Source organism: Methylophilus sp. TWE2 (assembly GCF_001183865.1).
Classification (GTDB): Bacteria; Pseudomonadota; Gammaproteobacteria; order Burkholderiales; family Methylophilaceae; genus Methylophilus.
Genome location: NZ_CP012020.1, coordinates 1999573 through 2020444, shown reverse-complemented (window position 1 = coordinate 2020444; position 20872 = coordinate 1999573). Strand labels below are relative to the sequence as shown.

Below are 20872 nucleotides of genomic sequence, written 5' to 3'. Positions count from 1 at the left end.
TATTATCTTGAGCGCAACATTTTATAAGATAATGCGACCAACAAACGATAAAAACTTACGGAGTAGTGACATGTCGGCTTTTGCCAAATTTATAAAATGGACGTTCCTGATCCTCGTGCTGCCTATTGCTCTGCTCAGCTTGTATACCTGGGGCAGCCTGACCTGGATCTATTCTGACGGTGAGCGTGTGGGGTATGTGCAGAAACTATCGCACAAGGGCTGGCTATGTAAAACCTGGGAGGGAGAGCTAGTGCTTGTGACCGTGCCAGGCACGCAGGCTGAAAAATTTTATTTCACGGTACGCGATCCCGCTGTCATCCCGAAAATCAATGCATTATCCGGAGAGCGTGTTCGCCTGCACTATGAAGAACATAAAGGCGTGCCCTCCAGCTGTTTTGGTGAGACCAGTCATTTTGTGAATGATGTCGAAGAAGTCAAGGAAGACTGATGTTGTTTAAATAAAAAATGCTCCTTTTAGGAGCATTTTTTATGGGTAGAAGCGTTATGCAATCAGGCGCAAATGATCACGCACATGTGACTCATGTGCCTCAGTCTTGAACTGGTTCACTGACTCAACCAAGGTGTGCACTTGTTCCAGCATGCTCTCGGCCGCTGCAGCTGCTTCTTCCACCAATGCAGCATTTTGCTGTGTGGTTTCATCAATCGAGGTCATGGATTCATAGATTTGCTCCAGGCCGCTACTTTGCTGGCTTGAGGCCTCGGAAATAGCCTGTATGCTTTTAGAAACCTGCTGGACGGCATGCACGATTTCATGCATGGTGTGGCCAGCCTGGCTGACTTGCTTGGCGCTGGCATTCGTCTGGCTCACGGATGCCGCGATAAGCTCCTTGATTTCTTTGGCCGAAGCGGCAGAGCGTTGTGCCAGGTTGCGTACTTCACCTGCCACCACGGCAAAGCCACGGCCTTCTTCGCCGGCACGGGCGGCTTCTACCGCAGCATTTAGCGCCAGAATATTGGTCTGGAAAGCAATGCTGTCAATCACGCTGGTGATCTGGGCAATTTGGGCCGAGGTTTCATTGATGCCTTGCATGGTGGTGGTTAAGGCATTGAATGCTTCGCCGCCTTGTAGTGCCATCTGGTTTGCTTGGTTGGCTTGCAGGCTGGCCTGCTGGGCATGCTCAGCCGTTTGGCGGATATTGTTGGTCAAGGTTTCCAGGTTCGCTGAGGTTTCTTGCAGCGCGTTGGCTTGGGTTTCGGTGCGACGTGAAAGATCATTGTTGCCCTTTTCAATTTCCGCAGCAGCGACATGAATAGTTTCTGCCGCCTGCTTGACGGTTTGTATCGGTGCGACCATGCGCTGCAAAATATCATGCGAGCCTTGCAAGGCTTGCCTGAAATCACCGGCGTGGGCGGTGACATCCACCAGGCTGTATAACTGGCCTTGCTGTGCTTCATCCGCGATTTGGCGCGTATCTTCCACCAGGCGATTCACAGCCAGAATGCAGGTATTAAGGTTGTTGATCAGCACCTTGAAGTCGCCATGATATTGGTTATGGATGGGCGCGGGGATATCGCCAGCCGCAATCCGTTTGACGCAATCTGCGGCCACATGCAAAGGTGAGACCACCGCATCCAGCGTCTGGTTGATACCATGAATAATCTTGCGGAAGTCACCTGCGTGGGCTTCAATATTGACACGCGTATTCAGTTGGCCTTGCTGGGCGGCTGAGGCCAGGTGATGCACATCGGCAATCAGTTGATGGATAGCCCCTGTGCAATGTTGCAGGCTGGTTTGCACCAGGTTGAAGTCACCCACAAAATGCTCTTCGATATGGGTAGGAATATTGCCTGCGGCCATCTGGTCCAGGTAGCGTGCCGTGGTTTGCAGTGGGGAGACAACGGCGTCCAGTGTCTGGTTAAAGCCAGCCACAATCTGTTTGAATTCACCCTGATGACGCGATACATCCACGCGAATATTGAGTTGGCCCTGTTTAGCTGCCTGCGACAAAGTGTGCACATCTTCCATGAGTAGCTGGAAGTTCTGGCGTACTTGCTCAATGCTCTGGTTAATATAGCTACGCTGGCCAGGGAAAGTCTCTAGTGGCTGGTTAAAATCCCCCTGGCCAAAGGCCGTCACCACCTGCAGCGACTTGGTTTGTGCCAGGATATGCTCTTCTACCATCTGGTTAATACCCTTAGTGAGCTGCTGGTAGGCACCATGAAACGGCTGGCTGTCGATGCGGTAATCGATCATCCCGGCGCGATGCTGGGCTGACATTTCATTAAGCGACTCCACAATGCGCTGGATGGTAGATTGCATACGGTGCATTTCGCGCAGCAGTTTGCCAGTTTCGTCGTTGCTGGTATGCGAGTCTTGCGTGATGAATTCACCATTAGCAATATGTTGCGACAAGCTCAACGCTTGTTTGAGCGGGTTGGTAATCGAGCGTGTCATTTTCCAGGCAATACCAATCGCCATGATGACCGCCACCAATAAAGCCGTTTCAATTTGTTTGTTGGCACGAGCGATGGTGGACGCAAACTGGCTGGAAGCCTCGGTTACCCCGGCAATATTCATGTCCATCAGCAAACGCAATGAATGGTTCAACGGCTTGTCTGCGCCTTTCACCGTGGCGTCAATCTCGGTCACGCTCATGCCATCATTTTTCAGTGCTTCACAACGTTTCATGGCATCGCGGTAGGTGCCCAAGGCCAAAGCAATATTGCCTAAAATTTCCTGCTCTTGGGTATTTAGCTCTCCCGTGGCTTTGTAAGCTGACATCGCTTGCTCAATATCCTCCATGCTACGCTCAAATTTACTGGCTTCTCGTCCACCACGTAGCACATAGTTTTTAAAATGATGAATGGCATCGCCTAAGCCTTTGCTGGCATTTTCGATTTGTGTTCTTTTGACCAGCTGTACATTTTCAAAATGCTGCCAGGTCTGGTGAATGTGGTTGAAGCCTCGCCAGGCGATGACAAAAATAAAGGCAGTAAACAGGATAAGCAGCGCGTAACCTAAAAATAAACGGGTGCCTACATTCAAATGAGCGATGGATTTCTTCATGCAATTCCTCAGGATCATACTTGGTTAACCAGCAACATTGCGTTGCCCGCACGCCGCGCTTTGTGGCGTACAAGTCCATTTACGTAAAATAAACCAGTAAATGAAGCGTTTTAATAAAAGCTTCACAAAAGATTCATATAGCGACATTCAGGAGCAAAAAGCGGACGCGGTGAAGACTGTTTACGTTGTATGATATGCACAAAATAAATGCAGACGCCTACGGGCGTATGTGCAAAACGGATATAGGATGCAATGGCTGAACAAAAGAATTACATTACGCCTGAAGGGTATGCTGCACTTGAAAAGGAGTTCCAGTACCTGATTAAAGTGGATAGACCAGAGGTTGTGCGCGTCGTGAGCTGGGCAGCCGGTAATGGAGACCGTAGTGAGAATGGCGATTATATTTACGGTAAAAAGCGCCTGCGCCAGATAGACTCTCGTATCCGTTTTTTGACCAAGCGCATGGATGCGGCTGAAATTGTTTACAGCAACACGCAGACCAATACCGAAAAAGTCTATTTTGGCGCCTGGGTGACGCTCTTCAATTTGAATGATGATAGTGAAATGACTATCCGCATTGTGGGGCAAGATGAGCTTGATCCGGCACAAGGTTATATTTCCTGGGTTTCACCGATGGCGAAAGCCTTATTGGGCAAGAATCTGGGCGATACCATACGCGTTATCACACCAGCGGCTGAAACCGAATATGAAATCATCGATATCCGCTATGCGTAAAAACTTGCATAGAAGCTTGAACTAATTGATGACGGGCTTTATCTTAGCGGTATATGCGTAAACGTCTCTGCTTGTTCCTGATTTGCTGGTTGCCATGCTTTGTCATGGCCGCCAACGTCATGTCATTGCAAATGGCATTGGCGGAACAAGTCATTGCGACCAATGACCAGACACAGGCAATGCCATGCCATCATATGGCTGCACACAGCACTGAGGCTGACGGCCCTGCCGGACATGATTCAACAGGCGATCATGCACCTGCCAGTCATCATGCTTGCACGGTGTGCGGGTTTTGCGTGATGAGTGCTGGCGTCGCACGTTTAGACGCTTTCCCGCGTATTGCCATCCTGACACAATCTGCTGCTGTACCATTATTTGCAGCAGATCCTGTGCATAGTCAAACCTATCCTCCCGCCATCAAGCCACCCATATTCAGCTAACACTCAGGACAATTCCGTCCATCGTTTTGTTTGTTTGAATATGGAGGCTTTATGCTTAAGCAACACATCGTTGCATCAGGCGCCTTTGTTTTAAGCCAGATGATGTTGCCCGTCCATGCGGCGGCACTCATGGGGTTTGAAGACAGCGCCATGCTCATGACCGAAATCGGTCGCTATAACCAGGAATGGATGTTGAACTATTCGCCCACGTTCGGGCATGCCATTGGCGTCGAGCAGATGCGCATGTCGGGCAAGGGTGAGCGGGCAACCACGATTTCCGGCATCAATTACACCGGCATTATCAAACGCTGGAACCTGCCTGCCGCTCAAGCCAATATCTGGTTCAATGGCAGTATAGGCGAAGCGCGCGGCCAGTATGACGGCTTCGCCTACACACCCAGCTTGCAGTTTGATATCGAATCCACCCGGCTGTATTTCCTGGCCAAAGCCCGCATGATCCGGGCACCTCACATGAACTATGACACTGCAGCCGTTCAGGCCGGGTTTTCGTTTTATGAAACCGGCTTTAACGAAACGCAGCCATGGTTTGTGATTGAGGCCAAAACCATGCGCAACAATGACCCTGGCTTGCAGGTGACCCCTGCATTGCGGTTGATTAACAAAAACTATTTTCTTGAATTTGGTGTGACCAATCCATGGCAGGGCGAGGGCTTTGCACCGCGCTTGAATGCCATGTTTGTGTTTTAACCTGTTATTTTTAAAGGATATTGAAATGAAAAAATTATTAGTGACTTTAATGTTATCTGCCATCATGCCTGCGGCGTTTGCCGTAACCACGATCAAAGCCGAAGTAAATGGCATGGTCTGTGCCTTTTGTGCCAAAGGCATAGAGAAAAAACTCAATGCCTTGCCACAAAAACAGTCTGCGTTTGTGGACCTCAAGAGCCGCGTGGTTGCGCTGCAATTGAAAGAGGGGCAGGATGTGTCGAATGATGCATTTAGCAAGGTGATTGAGGATGCAGGTTATTCAGTCAGCAAACTGGAACGTGTAAACCAGACGGTCGATGCCATACAGGCGGACATTGCTAAAGCCGAGAAGGCAGGCAAGTAATGGCAGCAGAAATTAACCAGCTGCAAGCCAGCAAACGTCTCAACTTGTTGTCGCTGTTTACCAGTGGCTCTACGTTGATTTGCTGCGCCTTGCCAGCGACACTGGTGGCGATTGGTTCAGTGGCTACCTTGACCAGTCTGATCAGTCATTTTCCACAATTGATCTGGATCAGCGAACATAAGCCGTTGGTGTTTGGCCTAGCGGGCGCCATGTTATTGCTGGCAGGTTGGATGCAATGGCGTGCTCGCTTGTTACCTTGCCCGGCAGATGCAAAATTGGCTGCATTATGCATGCAAACTCGCCGACAAAGCCTTTGGATTTACTGGGTTTCTGTGGTGATCTTTTTGATTGGCAGTTTCTTTGCGTTTTTAGCGCCTTTGTTTATTACGTAATTTCCTGCAACCTCCCGATTTTTGGAGGATTGGGAGAAGCAAATAAAAAAGCCGACTGCGGAGTCGGCTTTTTTGTGTTGAGCTGAAGATTATTTTGGTGCCGCCTGAGGGGCTTGTGCCTGAGCCTCTGGTTCTGCCACAAAAATCTCTACACGACGGTTTTTCGCCCGGTTCGCTTCAGTATCATTGGCTGCAATAGGCTCATGTGAGCCACGGCCATCAATGGTGATGCGACTGATTGCAATGCCGCGTTCGACCAGGTAACTACGGGCGCTGGCAGCACGATTCACGGACAATGGATCATTGATCGCATCTGAACCACTGCTGTCGGTATGGCCGATAATCGTGATGCGGGCTGCTGCATTATTTTGCAAACCGGTTGCAAACTTGTCCAGGATAGGGCGGAAATTCGACTTGATGTTGGCTTTGCCTTTATCAAACGAGATGTCACTCGGAATTTCTAGTTTCAGCTGGTTGTTTTCTGTTTTGGTGACGGCAACCCCTGTGCCAGCCGTCGCTTGTTCCATTTCCTGTTTTTGGGCCTCCATCTTTTTGGACCAGATGTTGCCGGCAATTGCGCCAGCGCCAGCGCCTACGGCTGCACCGATAACAGCCCCTTTGCCGCCACCTGCAACGGCGCCAATGACACCGCCTGCTGCCGCGCCGATACCAGCCCCTTTGGCTGTGCCTTTTTGGGTTTCAGTCATGCTTGCACAACCGGATGTGCCCAAGGCAGCGATTAACAGAGAGATCGTCATTATTTTATGCATTGTTTTCCCTTAAGTAGTTTGAAACTCGTAAGTTTGTCCAGCCAGGTCCTTGGAAGTTCAGTCCCCAACTCCATGAAGTGCGTATAATTCTACTTTAACCCAGATTTTCCATTAGGACTTGAAATGACAACGCTGGACAGTTTGATGGGTTTTTTGGGGAAATTTGAGGGCAATAGTCATTCTATTGACCGATAATTTGCGCAGAAAAGACACAAAATGGACAAGTTGACGTTCAAGTAGATTGAAAATCGCCTAATGGAAAATCTGGGTTTAATTAAAGCACGCTGTTTTTCTGCCGTTGAATACTAAGATACTAGCAGCAAGTGCAGATAAAATTATAGAGAAGATACACTCAGGTAAGTTGATGGTTCCTCCAGTCATATTAGATATTGAAGCCTCCGGTTTTGGCGCGGGTAGTTACCCGGTCGAGATCGGTTACGTCGATACGGAAGGCCATGTCTGGAGTGCGCAAGTCCAGCCACATGCGGACTGGTTGCATTGGGATAAAGAGGCCGAAAAGCTACACCATCAATCCCGCCAGTCTCTGGAGGATGATGGCGCGACGCCACGCGAGATTGCCTTGCATTTGAATCATATACTCAATGGCAAAACGGTATATACCGATGGCTGGTATCAGGATTTTGTCTGGTTACACCGTTTGTATGAAGCCGCCGGTCTGAGTCCTCACTTCAAGCTGGAAGATTTAAGCCTGACGCTGACCCCGGAGCAGAAAGCTGCCTGGCACGATACCAAGCAACATATCCTTGAGAGCCTGGCATTACAACAACACCGGGCTTCTACCGATGCCAAGGTATTACAACTGACTTGGCTGAAAACGGCTCAAGCTGATACCGTACTCGCCGATTAAACGGCTGGCATCGAAGTTTTCGTGCTGTTCGGTTAGACTATCCGCACATGATTGCCTGCCTGATTTAACTATCATCCCCATGTCTACTGATTTGCCACGCTCCCATTGGGATATCTTTTGCAAGGTCGTTGATAATTTTGGCGATATTGGCGTGTGCTGGCGCCTGGCGCAGCAACTGGCAGAAGAGCATGGCCGGCATATCTGTTTATGGGTGGATGACCTGGCGCTGGCAGAGCGTTTTGTCTGTGCGGGGCATGCGCGCATTACCTTAAAACACTGGACAGAGAACGCTGACTTTAGGCAGGTAGCGGACGTTGTGATAGAAACCTTTGGCTGTGGCTTGCCTGAGGCGTATCAGCAACAGATGCCACAACAGTCGTCTATCTGGGTGAATGTCGATTATTTATCGGCCGAAAACTGGGTAGAAGGCTTTCATGCGCAACCTTCACCACAAGCCAACGGGCTCGTACGACATTTTTTCTATCCGGGTTTTACGCCATTGACAGGCGGATTACTGCGGGAAGCCAGCCTCACGACGCTGCAAACGCACGCCAGTTGGGAGGATTTAGGATTGGTCCCCGCTGCGGGCAAATTATCACTTTCGCTGTTTTGCTATGCGCATGCGCCCTTGGCCGGGCTGGTCAACAGCCTGCAACACTCCACCCAGGCAGTGCGCGTCATGGTGCCTGAACCTGTGGCCCCCATGCTGGCAAACGTACTTGGTGTGACTAGGCTGGAAGTGGGACAACATATTCAGCGCCAGCAAGCCGAGTTTGTCGTCATCCCGTTTTTGTCGCAGGCTGAGTACGACCGGTTGCTTTACTTATGCGATTTCAACTTTGTGCGGGGTGAAGATAGCTGGATCCGTGCGATATGGGCGGGTAAGCCCATGATCTGGTTGCCTTACCAGCAAAGCGAAGAGACCCACTTGGTGAAATTAAAAGCGTTTATGCAACATTACTTGGCACAGGCAGAAACACCGCTTTCTGCAGTCATCCAACATGCCATGCAAGCTTGGGCACAAGGCAGCTGGCAAGCCACTGATTGGGAGTCTCTGCTATCTGTATTGCCACAATTCAGGCAGCATGCGCAGGCGTTCAAGCTGCACCAGTCACAACAAGTCGATTTGGCGACTAACTTGGTGATTTTTATTGAGAAATACCGTACACATCGGGTATAATTCCGCGCTTTCAAATCCCGCATACAAATTAAGGCTTATTATGAAAATTGCTCAAGAGCTCCGCGTTGGCAACGTCGTGATGATTGGCAACGACCCAATGGTGGTTGTAAAAACTGAATACAACAAATCCGGCCGTAACGCGGCTGTGGTGAAAATGAAAATGAAAAACTTGTTGACTGAAGCGCCTAGCGAAAACGTCTACAACGCGCAGGACAAGTTTGATGTGATCGTGCTGGAAAAGAAAGAAGTGACTTATTCCTACTTCGCTGATCCTACCTACGTATTTATGGACGCTGAATACAACCAGTACGATGTGGATGCCGAGTTTATGGAAGATGCACTGCCATATCTGGAAGATGGTATGCCATGTGAAGTGCGTTTCTACGAAGGCAAAGCGATTTCCATCGAGCTGCCAACCACTGTGGTGCGTGAAATCACTTACACCGAGCCAGCTGTGAAAGGCGACACTTCCGGTAAAGTGATGAAACCAGCCAAGATTGCTTCCGGCTTTGAAATTCCAGTGCCTTTGTTTGTCAATCAGGGCGACAAAATCGAGATCGATACACGTACCGGTGAATACCGTAACCGTGTGATGAAGTAGATTTTTTCACGAATACTGCTGTTAGTTATTCCTGACATTAAAATCCCCAACCACTGTTGGGGATTTTTTTTTGCCTGCTCAAGTCACAGAGGCGATGTTTATGACAATCTTCATAAGGCAAGGTATCGCTTTTGATGATTGTAGAGCATCGTTACCGTACATTTGCTTTAAAAATTAAATAATCACGTAAATTGTGCAAGGCCTTCAGGAGACAATCATGACAGTCATACAACACAAAAAAACTTTATATTGCATGCTAGCTTTGAGCTTGGGGGTATTTTCTTTGCTAAATTGTCCCTCAGCGCATGCTGAAGACCCACGCTCTCTTAAACACCCTTTGATCGGCTATTGGGAATCCAAGCTGCCTGATACGGAATGTATAGAAACTTACTGGTTTCGCGAAGATGGTGTGGCCGCCTTTACCAGCGGTGATGAGCAACTGGAAGCAAAGTATGAAGTGACACCACAACCAGATGAGCATGGTTTCTTTAAGCTGACTCATCGCGTGACTCAGAGCAACAAAGCAAAAGACTGTACTAAGCAAGTCACTGAAACAAATAAAGAGGTGGTATCTTATTTACTATTCCGGCCGGATGGATATTCGTTTATTTCATGCGATGACGATGATCCAGCACTAGAAACCTGTTTTGGTCCAATTGTGTTGAGAAATAACGCCCAAAAAAACTTGTCACAATAATTTGAGAGCGTAGTATGGGTGTCAGTCTGTCATCAAGGCTACGCGCTATGGCTAGAGTATTGAAGGGTAGGGTATTTTCTGCCAAATGCCTATGGAACTCATGGCTTATGCTGTTGTTTGTTGCATGGCCAGGTTCCACGTGGGCACTGATACATGGTGAAACCTTCCCTGCCCAGGCGATATCCACGGTTAAAATCAATATTCAGCATGCGCATTTTTTACATTCCACAGAGTCCTGGGAGTATTACGATTCGGTTTGTAGTGCGATTGTCGTAGGGGTAAAGCCTCTCACCCTCATCACAGCTGCGCATTGTTTACGCGAAGCTAAACTGGGAGCCACTGACGGATTGCCCGATGTCACAATTGCACAGTCAGATCAATTAGGTCTCAAGGATGTGAGGATTCGGCAGACCTTTTACCGGCCTTATGAAGAAGTCTCCGAAGATATCACCCTTGATGTTGCAGTGTTAGTATTTGATGCGACTGTGCCCGAGAATATACAGCCGCTAGAAATTATGCAGGATGAGCCCCTGCCAGATGAGCTCATGATCTGCGGATATGGGCGTGGGTATCTTGAACCTGATACTCGACAACCTCGCTGTGCCGAGCGGTCAATCATACAGTCGGTAAAAGATTTCACAGAAATTCTGCCTGCGCCTTACCAGTTGGAGGACGAAATGCTGCACCTCAAATCGCGTGCACAATTCGAATACACCCAAGAGCTTGCACACCTGGATAATGTCTTGCTTGCTGTGAATCGCCTGAATTTGAAAACCCTGGAATATGACCAGCACCTGGCAATGCCTACAGTGGGCGACTCAGGTGGTCCCTGGCTTGCGCTTGGTCCACGTGGGCAATATCAGTTGGTGGCAGTCACAAGTCTAGTGGAGCGTTTTTACAACAAAAGCCCGCACTGGAAATTTTTTGAGCGGGATGTGCCGTTGTCGGATTATCCCTATATTGCATATGGAATACGTTTGAGTCACCCAGTGATTATTTCTTATCTGGAGTACGTTAAACACAGTGGTGCCGATATACGGTTTGCTCGTAAAGATAGTGTTTATCGGTCGTTTACTAACCAGCGAAAACACCAGACAAGTGATTGATAGTATTGCTTGAAAAATGATCAGACGAAGCCAGCTGAGCTTTTTTAGAGAACACTAATTGCGGCCTGGCTTCGATATGATTAAGCGTTAAGTTGGTGATCTATTTGTTTTTCGGCCTGCAACCAATAATTCAAATGATCATGCCCAAATCCGTTTTTCTCGGCGATGTAATAAGCAGCTACCTCAATCATTTTGTAGCGGTCCTCGCTGGTGGTAATGGTGGGTTTGGCGGTTTTCTTGCGGGTCGCTGCAGGTTTTGCAGTTTTGCTGACGGTTGTTTTCGGCGCTGCTTTTTTTGCAGCAGTGGATTTTTTTGCGGACGTATCAGAGGTCTTGCTAGTTGCCATACAGTTCTCCTTGGTCTAGAGGTGGGTAAAGTAGCGAAGGCTTGTGGCCTTTCAATGTTTATATTAGGCAGTCCGGCAATAAGCGTCAATAGTGCAAGGCCATGATAAGCGCTTGTTTTATCAGTTAATTTAATCTAAATCAAAGAGAAGGTGGTTCAGGGATGTGTTTTTGGAGATTGATGTCTGTATTCGTGGTTTCTGTGGGGATATTCAGTACCGTATTTGCAGCAAGCGTGACGCAAAAACCTGATCAAGCTTCAGCCAGCCATACTGCCAAGAAAAATCATTTCAAAAAAACGGATAGGCTGCCTGCCCAAGCCATCAAAGTAGACTCGCCTAAGCAAGTCATGTCGGCACATAGCGAAGATTTGCGGGCACTGATGCTCGCTTTGTATGAATCTCACCCAGAGGAGCTAAGCAAGAGTGCACAGGTCGGCCCACGAGAAATGACAGAGTGGGTGTTTGATGGCAAATTTGGCTGGCGCTTTGATGGTTTGCAAAGGTTACAAGACCAGCAAGCACTGGATTTGTTATTTGATGAGCAGTTCCAGGGTGACCACGTGCTGGCGCTGGTGGTAGGCCTGGAAACCAGCCTGTTTCATGGCTATGGTGCAGAAAACGAGTTTGCCATTCCAGCCGAACAGGATATGTCACGTATGCAGACGTTAGCCTGTAGCTTACGCGAGTTTCAAAAACGGTATCATGGGTTGATAAGCGGTCCTAAGGCCGTGCCGATGCTGCAGGAGGCGGCATCACAACAGCTTGTTTCTTCTACGCTGGACTCAATACTGCAACGCATACCATCCGTATCAGGGCAGTCTTGTCCATGAGGTTTCTAGCCGTAACAGGGGGCGGTTCACTATTGAAAATTCCTGCCTAGGCTTCCCAATCAGGCCGTTTTATGTTGTAGTGCATGCGTTTTGTATTGCATTGAGAGCCCCATGTATAAAAAAGCCCTGACTTCGCTCACCATCCTGTTTTTCATGATGGGGTTTATCACCTGTTTAAACGACATTCTGGTTCCCTACTTAAAGTCCATTTTCTCACTCACATATGCCCAGGCCGCCCTGATTCAGTTCTGTTTTTTTGCTGCCTATGGTTTGACCTCGATCCCCTTTAGCAAGTTAATTGAAAAAATGGGTTATCAAAAAGGCATGGTGATTGGCTTTGCCCTGGCAGCATTAGGTTGCCTGCTGTTTTACCCAGCCGTGTTGCTACATACTTATGCCCTGTTTTTAGCGGCCTTGTTTGTCCTTGCCTCAGGCATTGTCTTGCTGCAAGTCGCAGCAAACCCATGTGTAGCGATTATCGGCCCTAAAGAAACGGCTTCTTCACGCCTCACCATGGCGCAGGCTTTTAATTCATTAGGGACATTTGTGGCGCCATTCTTTGGCGCCTATTTCATTCTTTCCGGCTTAACCAATTCGGTCTACGCCGAAGGCGTGGTGTATCCGTATTTCTTGATCGCTGGCGTGCTAATCATCATTGCGCTGGTGCTATCCAAAATCAATTTATCTGGAATGGAAACGACAGAAGCAGATGAAAGTGGCTGGCTGGAAGTCTTGAAAGAAAAAGGCTTGTTACTCGGCGTGATTGGTATTTTTGCCTATGTGGGTGCCGAAGTAGCGATTGGCAGCTTCCTGGTTAATTACGTGATGGAAATCAGCCATGTGGCAGAAACACAAGCTGCTCCGCTGGTCGCGCTATATTGGGGCGGCGCCATGATAGGCCGATTTATCGGTATCTTTACCCTCAAAATGTTTGCCCCCGCCAAAGTGCTGATGACGCATGCCTTGCTCGCCGTCGTGCTGATTCTGGTTTCCATGCAAACCACTGGCACCTTGGCAATTGCCACCATGGCATTAGTCGGCCTGTGTAACTCCATCATGTTCCCAACCATTTTCACGCTGGGGATTAAAGGCCTCAAAGATGGGCAGGAGAAAAAAGGATCAGGCTTGTTGGCTACGGCGATTTTGGGTGGTGCGATTGTGCCTTTGCTGACCGGCTTGCTGGCCGATAGTTTGGGCTTGCATCACGCGTTTATATTGCCGGTGATTTGTTATGTTTATATTGCTTGGTTAGGACTCAGAAATTTTACAAAAGCTTAGCCTGTAGGATGGGCAACTTGTTGCCCACGCGCGATAAAGCCAAAAACTAATGGAATTGTCGCGCTATGTAAATTGCACCTTAAAACATGGATAGCTAGAAAAACATAGAGATAATGGTAGTGCCGGATGTATTGAGATGCTTCTCGACGCGTGGGCAATTAATTGCCCACCCTACAAGGCTTAAGTATGGCGAGGGCAGAGTATTTGAAAATGTTTTGGATTTTAGACGTTAATTCAACCCTAGTGTGAGTTGGAGGGTGCAGTTGATCGTTGTTATTAAGAATATACTAATAGATGTATAGGGGGCGATAATGGCACATTTTTTAAGAGATGAACATATTCGAAACATAACAATCAATGAACAAGACTTAGTTAACTTAGCATCACTTTTTTTTGAAAGACTTAATTTATACAATAGTTCAGTTGCAGATGAAGATGCTGACGATCAAAAGGCTTTATTATTTTTCATTATTCGGTTTGATGATAAAGGGTATCGTGTTTACACAATTGATGATTTGCTCAGGTATTACCGAATAGCGAAATCTGTAGAAAGAATTATTATCACTATTGAAGCTTTTGAAAGCTTAAGAACGCAAAGAGCTATTGGTACAGTTCTGGAAGTTCGCTTGGATGAAAAAGACCCTAATACATCATATTTAACTGCGACGTCGGACAATAGAGATTGGGTTGACGCATCTTTTTCTTCAATCCAAGAGGGACTGGCAAAGTTCCAAAATAAAAATCGATGGGCCTATTCGGCGTGGACTGCTCTGGGAGTACAAATTTCTGGAGTCACTTTGGGGTTTCTATTGAGTCTCTGGGCGGCATCAAAAATAGCACCTAAGTTGACAGTAGAAAATGCATATATTCTTACTTTTTTATTTATGTTACTGATTTTTTCAAATACATGGACGTATTTGAATCACTTTTGCCTTCGATTGATACATATATCATTTCCAAACATCAAATTTATACGCTCGGATAAAGAAAATCTACATTGGTTGATGCAGGCAGTAGTAGGAGGGGTAATAGGAGCTATAGTTCTTTATTTATTAGGTCAGGCTTCATCTTTTTTATTGGAGATTATGTCGGGTATAGTCAATAAAAATGCGCCTTAATCTAAAAAGTGATTAATTAAATATTTGCTCAATTTTTTCTAGAAATGCCATATCTACATTAGTAATGTGGCGCATCCATGCGGGTGCGAACACTGAAGTGATTTTATAAGCCAAGAAAATTAAATCTACTTGTTAAGCAGATGTCCCACCTACAGTCAACCCATCGATCTTCAGCGTAGGCTGTCCCACACCCACCGGTACACTTTGACCCTCTTTACCACAAGTACCAACGCCGCTATCCAACGCCATATCGTTACCAACCATACTGACTTTGGTCAGTACGTCCGGACCGTTACCAATCAGGGTGGCACCTTTCACTGGATAGGTGATTTTGCCGTCCTCAATCATGTAGGCTTCCGCTGCACTGAAGACGAATTTCCCGCTGGTAATATCGACCTGACCTCCGCCAAAGTTAGCGGCATACAAACCTTTTTTCACGGACTTAATAATCTCTTGCGGGTCTTTGTCGCCGTTGAGCATGTAGGTGTTAGTCATGCGCGGCATGGGGATATGTGCGTAGCTTTCTCGGCGCGCATTACCAGTAAGGCCCATGCCCATGAGGCGAGCATTCAGTGTGTCTTGAATGTAGCCGCGCAGAATGCCGTCCTCAATCAGCACAGTGTTTTGCGGGGCGTTGCCTTCGTCATCCATGCTCAATGAACCACGACGGTCGGCGATGGTGCCGTCATCGACGATGGTAATGCCTTTGGCTGCGACTTGCTTGCCTATCATGTTGCTGAAAGCGCTGCTGCCTTTGCGGTTAAAGTCGCCTTCAAGGCCATGGCCGATGGCTTCATGTAGCAAAATGCCTGGCCAGCCGTTGCCAAGCACCACGGTCATGCTGCCAGCCGGTGCGGGACGCGCATCTAAATTAACCAGGGCTTGGTGTGCAGCTTTTTGTGCATAATCTTGTAGCACTTCGTCGGTGAAGTAGCTGTAATCAAAACGGCCACCGCCACCGCTGGAGCCTTGCTCGCGGCGTCCATTATGTTCAGCGATGACTTGCAGGGATAAGCGCACCAAGGGACGTACATCACCGGCCATCACACCATCACTGCGCGCGACCAGTACCACTTCGTATTCGGCCGCAATCGAGGCCATGACCTGAGTGATGCGTGGATCTTGCGCTTTGGCATATTTTTCGAGTTTTTCAAGCAGTTTGACCTTGGCGTCCGCACTCAGGCTGGCGATTGGGTCTTGTGGCAGGTAGAGCGGGGTATGGCTACGCGTAATAATGCTGTGGCCGGTTTTTTCCTGGCCCAGGTTGGCAATCGCTCGTGTCGCTTGTGCCGCCTGCTGTAAGGCATCCAGATGGATATCATCAGAATAGGCAAAGGCGGTTTTCTCGCCGCTCACCGCACGTACGCCCACGCCTTGGTCTATATTGAAACTGCCTGATTTGACCTGGCCTTCTTCCAGGCCCCATGACTCGCTACGGCTGTATTGAAAATACAGGTCCGCATAGTCGATGTTGTGCGTCATCATGCCAGACAGGACGTTGGTTAACGCAGTCTGGTCTAGCCCGGCCGGGCGGAGCAACAGGTCATTGGCGGTGGTCAGTAGGGTTTGCATAGTCAATTTAAAGTCGTTTCAATTGTTAAGGTTGGAGCCTATTTCTGCTTAAGAGTGCCAATAGGGCGCTCAGTGTTTTCATGAAATTGCCTTAATGGTTTTGTGTTTCAAGGCGGGCAGGCTCTGGCGCAGGTTTTTAATATAATTGCGGTTAACATTGGCAATCACAATCCCTGAGCCACGTGGCAGCCGGTCCAGTACTACGCCCCAAGGGTCAACAATCATGCTATTACCATGTGTTTCGCGGCCGGATAAGTGGTAACCACCTTGTGCCGAAGCGATGACATAGGTCAGGTTTTCTATCGCGCGGGCGCGGATGAGTGTTTCCCAGTGAGCCTTGCCTGTGGTTTCGGTAAAGGCGGATGGCACGACGATCATGTCGACTTCGCCCATGGCGCGATACAGCTCAGGGAAACGTAAGTCATAGCAAATAGACAAGCCAATACGACCAAAAGGCGTATCCAGGGTCACTACGGTGTCCCCAGGCTCTATGGTGTTTTCTTCATGGTAGTGTTCCGTGCCCATGTCCAAACCGAACAGGTGGATTTTGTCATAACGAGCCACTTGCTCGCCCTTATCGTTGTAAACCAGGCAGCTATTGCGGACCTTGTTTGCGTGCTGGCTTTCCAGTGGGACAGAGCCAGCCACTATCCAGATTTTGTAGGCCTTGGCTGTCTTGCTCAAAAACTGTTGGATGGGGCCCTCATTCTGCTTTTCACGGATAGCGACCTTGTCCACATCCTTCAGCCCCATAATGCAGAAGTATTCCGGGAGCACGACCAGTTTTGCGCCTGCCTTGGCAGCCATTTCGATCAACCGCTTGGCTTCTACCAGGTTGGCTGATACGTTGGGGCTGGATGCCATTTGAACGGCGGCGACTTTAACGATGTCATCACTGGCTGTAGATTTCAGTTTTTTGGTTTTCTTTTCTGCCATGGCTATTTTCCGATGAAATAATTAGGATGTTCGCATTAACGCTGATTGTTTAAGGGTTGAACAGAAGGGGCAGTAGGTGCCTTTTTATCTATATCCGCCTCCTGCGGGTTATCCCAGGTCCCTGTAATCATATACTCACTGGCACTGATTTTGTTAAGCGGGTCTTTTAACAGCTTTTGAGCGACAAATGCGGCCACGCCGACAATGGGGCCACCCGCCAGTGCTGCCAGTGAGACTGAGTCAGTGATATGAGGAACGACTTTAACACGCAGGCGTTGTGTTTCTGCTTTTAAATTGGTTTCACCTTTGATAGTGGCTTCTGCGGCAGGCCCGGTCATAAACAGGTCGTCACTGCGTAAAATACCATCCCTGATATTTGCGGTTGAAGTGATTTTATCGAAAGCAAAGCCTTCGCTAAACAGATCGCGAAAATCTAGCGTCAATCGGCGAGGCAGGCTTTGCAAACTCAATAGTCCGAGCAGGCGGCCAACGCCCGGTTGTACTTTCAGGATCTGGCCTTTTTCCAGCTGCATAGTAAAGTTGCCATCCAGCCTTTCTACGGCAAACTCATGCGGGCTACCTGGCCAGCCCAGCTGTCCACTCATATTGCCTGTTCCTCCCTTGACCATTTCACCGCTGGACTGGAATCGTTGCAGGGTTTTGCCCAGGTTGCTCGAGGCCAGCTTGAATTTGAGCTGGGTTTGCGGGTTGCGGATGGAGTTGCGCCAGATCCCATCGGCCGTGAGTTGGCTATCAGGATTGGTGAGATTCATGCGCTGGATCACCCAGCTTTCGCCACTGTTGAATGCTTTCAGGTCCAGGCTGCCTAGCTGTTTGTCGCCAAACTGGAAGTCTTGAGCAGTAATTTCCAGCTCAGGGTAGCCTGTGTCCTGATGACGAATTTCTGCCGTGTTGGGAGTATTGTCGGTGTCCATGCTGCGTGGAATGCGCAGGTAATTCAGTTTTGCGACCAATTTGCTGGGTTTGCCAGGCAGCCAATCTGCATCGCCTGCCAACTCCTGGCTTTGGATAGAAAGCTTCAAACGTTCATTGTCAGGTGTCATATTGAGCTTGATTTGATGCAGGTTACGGTCGAACACATGCAAAGTACCAGCCGTCAGTTCGATTTGGTTTAAAGACAATGACGAAGCGCCACTGGCCTGGTTGTTGCTACTTTGGTTGAGGTATGCCAGCCATTCATCCACATTCAGTTTCTGGAAATCCGCACGCAAATTGATGCCGTTCCCAGAAGGTTGGCGGGGAGGGGTGTTGATGGCAATTTCGCCCGCAGTGAACGGTGTCGCCTGGTTATTGGGGTTACGCAGAAAGTTGGCATGTATCCAGTCGTTGTAGAGGATGGCAATCTTGTCCGGCTGGCCGGTTTCCTGGCGCAACCGGATAGTTAAGTTTGCAGGGGTGTCGACGCTTTTTTTAGCAGGCTCAGGTAAATCAATGGCCATGCCAAGCAGTTGAGAGCGAATATCCAACCGGATATTAGGCGCCTGGATCAACAAGTTGCTTTTCCAGTCTGTGCTGCCATGCAAGGCTCTGGTAATCGTATTGTTATCCAGTTTTCTGAGCGCCGCATCAGTGATGCGGCCACTACCCTGGATCACGACAGATTTATCAGGCCGGGTATTCAGGCTGACACTGGCAGGATTGTCAAACATTGATAACTGTATGCCTTGTGCTTGTAGCCCTTTTTCATTGAACTTCAAATGACCGTTGATGTTGCTCATTTCTGGCATGGCAATTTGCGGGTTGGCAGCAATGTGCCCGTTTTTGATGTTGTAATCGCCCTGGAACAGGCTGGCATCGACATCGTTGAGGGGCACCTGTAATGCCAGCTTTAATTCGCCGTTGCCGTTTGCTTTCAGGTAGTCTGTAAATCCCATGGTGACCTGACGCACGGGACTGGTGTTCACGAACTTGATGCCTTGCTCAAGCGTGCCGGTCGCCGCTGCTTTGATATTCAGCATAGGCCAGTCGGCATCCAGCCTGGGGATTTCCACCTGTGCTTGTGTAATATGCTGCCCAACCGTCGTGCCGTTTTTCACACTAATATCCATGCGCTTGCCTTCAAATTTAAGCAGCGCTTCGATATTTTGGATCACTGGCCAATCGGTGCCATATTCCAGGCTGGCATTATCAACTTGTGCCGTGACACGGAATAAGCCGACGGAGGGATCGGAGTGATGTGCTTGATTCACATAGGGGAAGTCTTGCACCCGCCCCTTAACGATCACTTCACCGTGCTTGATTTGCCCGCTTAGAATAGAAGTGTCTAGCCAGTGTAAGGTCGATTCCCCTAATATGAGCGGGTAATAAAACGGTGCAAACTTGGCGTCGCCGCGTTCAATCTGGCTTTGCAGCTGTATGGTGTCGCCACCTGTTGCGCCTAGCTGATACTCCAGGTTGGTACGCAAGGCCAGGTGTGGGTTGCTAAAGTGCAGGTTACGTGTGCTAATCAGTGTTTTCTGGCCGTTATTGCGCCATTCGACTTCACCTTGCAGGCGATCTATCGGTAATGGCCAGCGTAACAGCCCAGCCAATTCAATACTCGCTTTGCTGGTATCAAACTCAATGCTGCCCGCATTCGGACGTAAGGACAGTTGCCCTGACCAGTTATCCAACCCTGGGATGTTTTCGTAGGCTTTGCTATGCAGACTATTGAAGTCGGCTGCGACTGAATAGTCACGCCATTGATTCTGCTTGTACAACCAGCGTGCCTTGATTTGCGAAGCATGACCAGCGGGTGCCATATTCTCAAGATACCTGGCAACGGCAGAGTCGGCCGGGAGCCATTCCGCAAATAGGTCGCCTTGGGCCAGTGTAAATTTTTTCGCGGTCAGCACCCCTTCATGGCCCTGGCTATCCCATTGCAGCTCACCATTGGTATCTTCCAGCACCACTCCTGGGTGTATATCCGCTGAGAAATGTTTGAGTGCCAGCATAAAACGTTGGTCAACGCGCTGCCAGCGTAGCTCGCCAGACATGCTTTTAGCCACGAACGTCTGGGATTTATTGGCCGGTGTCACGGCGACATTCTTGAGCTGCACTTGCGCAGCTAATCGTTGCAGTTGCAAGGCATCAAATGCCAGTGTGGTGGTCAGGTTACCTTTGCCCGCATTCACGTTGACTGGTAGGTCCAGCCATGGGCCCCAGGCTGCCATATCTGTGTCTGGCAGGCGTAGGGATATCTCGCCGTGCCATGCCTCAGGTTTGGCGACATCGCTCCCTACTACCACGGCCTCGACGGTGATCCTCTGCCGCGTCCCGGTTGAAACCAGACTATCAATATGAATGCTATGGCGGTTCAGCAAGCGTTGCCAGACCGGAGTCAAGATTTGAATATTCAAATCTTTGAGTAAGAGCGGCGGGGCTTGTCTTTTTTCATCCAGCCAGGTGACCGTGGCTTTTGAAATTTTGATACGCCGTTGTGCCAGCAACCAGTTGGCAAAGGCCGGATTGCCTTGGCCAGACATGGAAATGCCTGCCAGAAACAATTCACCGTCAGCGGTGCGTCTCACCACTAAATTGGGCGAGTCTATGCTGAGGCTAATCAGTGCCGGGGAGAGCGTCGCCAGGCTGCTCCAGGACAGGCGCGTGGTGACCTTCGACAGCTCAAGGGCTGGCCTATGCTCGGCATCAAATACAACCACCTTCCCCAGTGTCACTTGGGGCGCCAGGCCGCGCCAGCGGATGGCAATATGAGCAATGGTCACCTGCTGCTTGAGTGACTCGCTGAGCGCTTGTTCAATTTTTCCGCGGTAATCGTCTATGTGTGGAAATACGTAGAATTGAATAGTGCCAATAATGCCCGCCAATATGACAAAGATGACAATCAGGAAAGACACCAGCCAGCGTTTGATTTTTTGCAAGGGCATAAGGGCGTTAAGCAA

General features: G+C 48.9%; 20 protein-coding genes. 14 read left to right on the top strand and 6 right to left on the bottom strand.

What is annotated here, in order from left to right:
* Positions 1-70: 70 nt before the first annotated feature.
* Positions 71-448, top strand: coding sequence for a hypothetical protein (locus ACJ67_RS09635; RefSeq protein WP_049638890.1), 378 nt, complete (start codon positions 71-73; stop codon positions 446-448).
* A 54-nt stretch (positions 449-502) separates the two neighbouring features.
* Here the strand turns inward: ACJ67_RS09635 and ACJ67_RS09630 are convergent, their stop codons facing one another.
* On the bottom strand, positions 503-3028 hold the full coding sequence (locus ACJ67_RS09630; protein ID WP_049638889.1) for a methyl-accepting chemotaxis protein: 2526 nt from the start codon (positions 3026-3028) through the stop codon (positions 503-505).
* Positions 3029-3280: 252 nt separating this feature from the next.
* Here ACJ67_RS09630 and greB point away from each other — a divergent pair, with 252 nt between their 5' ends.
* From greB to ACJ67_RS09605, 5 genes are read left to right on the top strand one after another with little or no spacing between them, the layout of a single operon-like run.
* The gene (gene greB / locus ACJ67_RS09625; RefSeq protein ID WP_049638888.1) at positions 3281-3763 is read left to right on the top strand and encodes a transcription elongation factor GreB; all 483 of its coding nucleotides are present in this window, start codon (positions 3281-3283) and stop codon (positions 3761-3763) included.
* 53 nt (positions 3764-3816) lie between these two features.
* Entirely contained in the window at positions 3817-4203 is a 387-nt protein-coding gene (locus ACJ67_RS09620; RefSeq protein WP_049638887.1) for a DUF2946 family protein, read from the top strand.
* A gap of 51 nt (positions 4204-4254) precedes the next feature.
* A complete protein-coding gene (locus ACJ67_RS09615; protein ID WP_049638886.1) occupies positions 4255-4911 on the top strand; it encodes a hypothetical protein in 657 nt (218 codons plus the stop codon).
* 25 nt (positions 4912-4936) lie between these two features.
* Positions 4937-5275, top strand: coding sequence for a heavy-metal-associated domain-containing protein (locus ACJ67_RS09610; RefSeq protein WP_049639861.1), 339 nt, complete (start codon positions 4937-4939; stop codon positions 5273-5275).
* On the top strand, positions 5275-5667 hold the full coding sequence (locus ACJ67_RS09605; RefSeq protein WP_049638885.1) for a hypothetical protein: 393 nt from the start codon (positions 5275-5277) through the stop codon (positions 5665-5667). Before ACJ67_RS09610 ends, ACJ67_RS09605 begins: the two co-directional genes overlap by 1 nt.
* An 89-nt stretch (positions 5668-5756) precedes the next feature.
* Here the strand turns inward: ACJ67_RS09605 and ACJ67_RS09600 are convergent, their stop codons facing one another.
* Positions 5757-6425, bottom strand: a complete 669-nt coding sequence (locus tag ACJ67_RS09600) for an OmpA family protein (protein ID WP_369799078.1) — start codon at positions 6423-6425, stop codon at positions 5757-5759.
* 376 nt (positions 6426-6801) lie between these two features.
* On the opposite strand from ACJ67_RS09600, the gene ACJ67_RS09595 reads away from it, so the two are divergent.
* From ACJ67_RS09595 to ACJ67_RS09575, 5 genes are all read left to right on the top strand, one after another.
* A complete protein-coding gene (locus ACJ67_RS09595) occupies positions 6802-7305 on the top strand; it encodes a hypothetical protein (protein WP_049638883.1) in 504 nt (167 codons plus the stop codon).
* Positions 7306-7384: 79 nt separating this feature from the next.
* The gene (gene earP, locus ACJ67_RS09590; protein WP_049638882.1) at positions 7385-8485 is read left to right on the top strand and encodes an elongation factor P maturation arginine rhamnosyltransferase EarP; all 1101 of its coding nucleotides are present in this window, start codon (positions 7385-7387) and stop codon (positions 8483-8485) included.
* A 40-nt stretch (positions 8486-8525) separates the two neighbouring features.
* A complete protein-coding gene (efp, locus tag ACJ67_RS09585) occupies positions 8526-9086 on the top strand; it encodes an elongation factor P (protein WP_018986563.1) in 561 nt (186 codons plus the stop codon).
* Between the two features lie 217 nt (positions 9087-9303).
* Positions 9304-9783: a hypothetical protein gene (locus tag ACJ67_RS09580; protein WP_049638881.1), complete on the top strand. Its 480-nt coding sequence runs from the start codon at positions 9304-9306 to the stop codon at positions 9781-9783.
* A 47-nt stretch (positions 9784-9830) separates the two neighbouring features.
* A complete protein-coding gene (locus ACJ67_RS09575) occupies positions 9831-10889 on the top strand; it encodes a serine protease (RefSeq protein ID WP_231587144.1) in 1059 nt (352 codons plus the stop codon).
* A gap of 80 nt (positions 10890-10969) precedes the next feature.
* Here the strand turns inward: ACJ67_RS09575 and ACJ67_RS09570 are convergent, their stop codons facing one another.
* Positions 10970-11236 carry a DUF2934 domain-containing protein gene (locus ACJ67_RS09570; protein ID WP_049638880.1) on the bottom strand — a complete coding sequence of 89 codons (267 nt, stop codon included), beginning with the start codon at positions 11234-11236 and terminating at the stop codon, positions 10970-10972.
* Positions 11237-11415: 179 nt separating this feature from the next.
* On the opposite strand from ACJ67_RS09570, the gene ACJ67_RS09565 reads away from it, so the two are divergent.
* The 3 genes from ACJ67_RS09565 (at position 11416) to ACJ67_RS09555 (ending at position 14462) form a co-directional block, all read left to right on the top strand.
* A complete protein-coding gene (locus ACJ67_RS09565; protein WP_231587143.1) occupies positions 11416-12066 on the top strand; it encodes a hypothetical protein in 651 nt (216 codons plus the stop codon).
* 111 nt (positions 12067-12177) lie between these two features.
* On the top strand, positions 12178-13344 hold the full coding sequence (locus ACJ67_RS09560) for a sugar MFS transporter (RefSeq protein ID WP_049638878.1): 1167 nt from the start codon (positions 12178-12180) through the stop codon (positions 13342-13344).
* 311 nt (positions 13345-13655) lie between these two features.
* Entirely contained in the window at positions 13656-14462 is an 807-nt protein-coding gene (locus ACJ67_RS09555) for a hypothetical protein (RefSeq protein ID WP_049638877.1), read from the top strand.
* Between the two features lie 132 nt (positions 14463-14594).
* On the opposite strand, the gene tldD is transcribed toward ACJ67_RS09555, so the two are convergent.
* The 3 genes from tldD to ACJ67_RS09540 all read right to left on the bottom strand — a co-directional run bounded on the left by tldD (position 14595) and on the right by ACJ67_RS09540 (position 20857).
* Positions 14595-16034 (bottom strand): metalloprotease TldD, encoded by a 1440-nt coding sequence (gene tldD, locus ACJ67_RS09550; RefSeq protein ID WP_049638876.1) that lies wholly within the window; start codon positions 16032-16034, stop codon positions 14595-14597.
* Between the two features lie 78 nt (positions 16035-16112).
* On the bottom strand, positions 16113-16970 hold the full coding sequence (locus ACJ67_RS09545; protein WP_049638875.1) for a carbon-nitrogen hydrolase family protein: 858 nt from the start codon (positions 16968-16970) through the stop codon (positions 16113-16115).
* 35 nt (positions 16971-17005) lie between these two features.
* On the bottom strand, positions 17006-20857 hold the full coding sequence (locus ACJ67_RS09540; protein WP_049638874.1) for a YhdP family protein: 3852 nt from the start codon (positions 20855-20857) through the stop codon (positions 17006-17008).
* Between the last annotated feature and the right edge of the window lie 15 nt (positions 20858-20872).

Bases quoted from the DNA above. Each gene is read 5' to 3' on its own strand.
- ACJ67_RS09540 (WP_049638874.1), bottom strand. From the start codon at position 20,857: ATGCCCTTGCAAAAAATCAAACGCTGGCTGGTGTCTTTCCTGATTGTC.
- tldD (WP_049638876.1), bottom strand. From the start codon at position 16,034: ATGCAAACCCTACTGACCACCGCCAATGACCTGTTGCTCCGCCCGGCC.
- ACJ67_RS09605 (WP_049638885.1), top strand. From the start codon at position 5,275: ATGGCAGCAGAAATTAACCAGCTGCAAGCCAGCAAACGTCTCAACTTG.
- ACJ67_RS09630 (WP_049638889.1), bottom strand. From the start codon at position 3,028: ATGAAGAAATCCATCGCTCATTTGAATGTAGGCACCCGTTTATTTTTA.
- ACJ67_RS09560 (WP_049638878.1), top strand. From the start codon at position 12,178: ATGTATAAAAAAGCCCTGACTTCGCTCACCATCCTGTTTTTCATGATG.
- ACJ67_RS09635 (WP_049638890.1), top strand. From the start codon at position 71: ATGTCGGCTTTTGCCAAATTTATAAAATGGACGTTCCTGATCCTCGTG.
- efp (WP_018986563.1), top strand. From the start codon at position 8,526: ATGAAAATTGCTCAAGAGCTCCGCGTTGGCAACGTCGTGATGATTGGC.
- ACJ67_RS09570 (WP_049638880.1), bottom strand. From the start codon at position 11,236: ATGGCAACTAGCAAGACCTCTGATACGTCCGCAAAAAAATCCACTGCT.
- ACJ67_RS09620 (WP_049638887.1), top strand. From the start codon at position 3,817: ATGCGTAAACGTCTCTGCTTGTTCCTGATTTGCTGGTTGCCATGCTTT.
- ACJ67_RS09545 (WP_049638875.1), bottom strand. From the start codon at position 16,970: ATGGCAGAAAAGAAAACCAAAAAACTGAAATCTACAGCCAGTGATGAC.
- earP (WP_049638882.1), top strand. From the start codon at position 7,385: ATGTCTACTGATTTGCCACGCTCCCATTGGGATATCTTTTGCAAGGTC.
- ACJ67_RS09565 (WP_231587143.1), top strand. From the start codon at position 11,416: ATGTCTGTATTCGTGGTTTCTGTGGGGATATTCAGTACCGTATTTGCA.
- ACJ67_RS09595 (WP_049638883.1), top strand. From the start codon at position 6,802: ATGGTTCCTCCAGTCATATTAGATATTGAAGCCTCCGGTTTTGGCGCG.
- ACJ67_RS09600 (WP_369799078.1), bottom strand. From the start codon at position 6,425: ATGACGATCTCTCTGTTAATCGCTGCCTTGGGCACATCCGGTTGTGCA.
- ACJ67_RS09610 (WP_049639861.1), top strand. From the start codon at position 4,937: ATGAAAAAATTATTAGTGACTTTAATGTTATCTGCCATCATGCCTGCG.
- ACJ67_RS09580 (WP_049638881.1), top strand. From the start codon at position 9,304: ATGACAGTCATACAACACAAAAAAACTTTATATTGCATGCTAGCTTTG.
- ACJ67_RS09555 (WP_049638877.1), top strand. From the start codon at position 13,656: ATGGCACATTTTTTAAGAGATGAACATATTCGAAACATAACAATCAAT.
- ACJ67_RS09575 (WP_231587144.1), top strand. From the start codon at position 9,831: ATGGCTAGAGTATTGAAGGGTAGGGTATTTTCTGCCAAATGCCTATGG.
- greB (WP_049638888.1), top strand. From the start codon at position 3,281: ATGGCTGAACAAAAGAATTACATTACGCCTGAAGGGTATGCTGCACTT.
- ACJ67_RS09615 (WP_049638886.1), top strand. From the start codon at position 4,255: ATGCTTAAGCAACACATCGTTGCATCAGGCGCCTTTGTTTTAAGCCAG.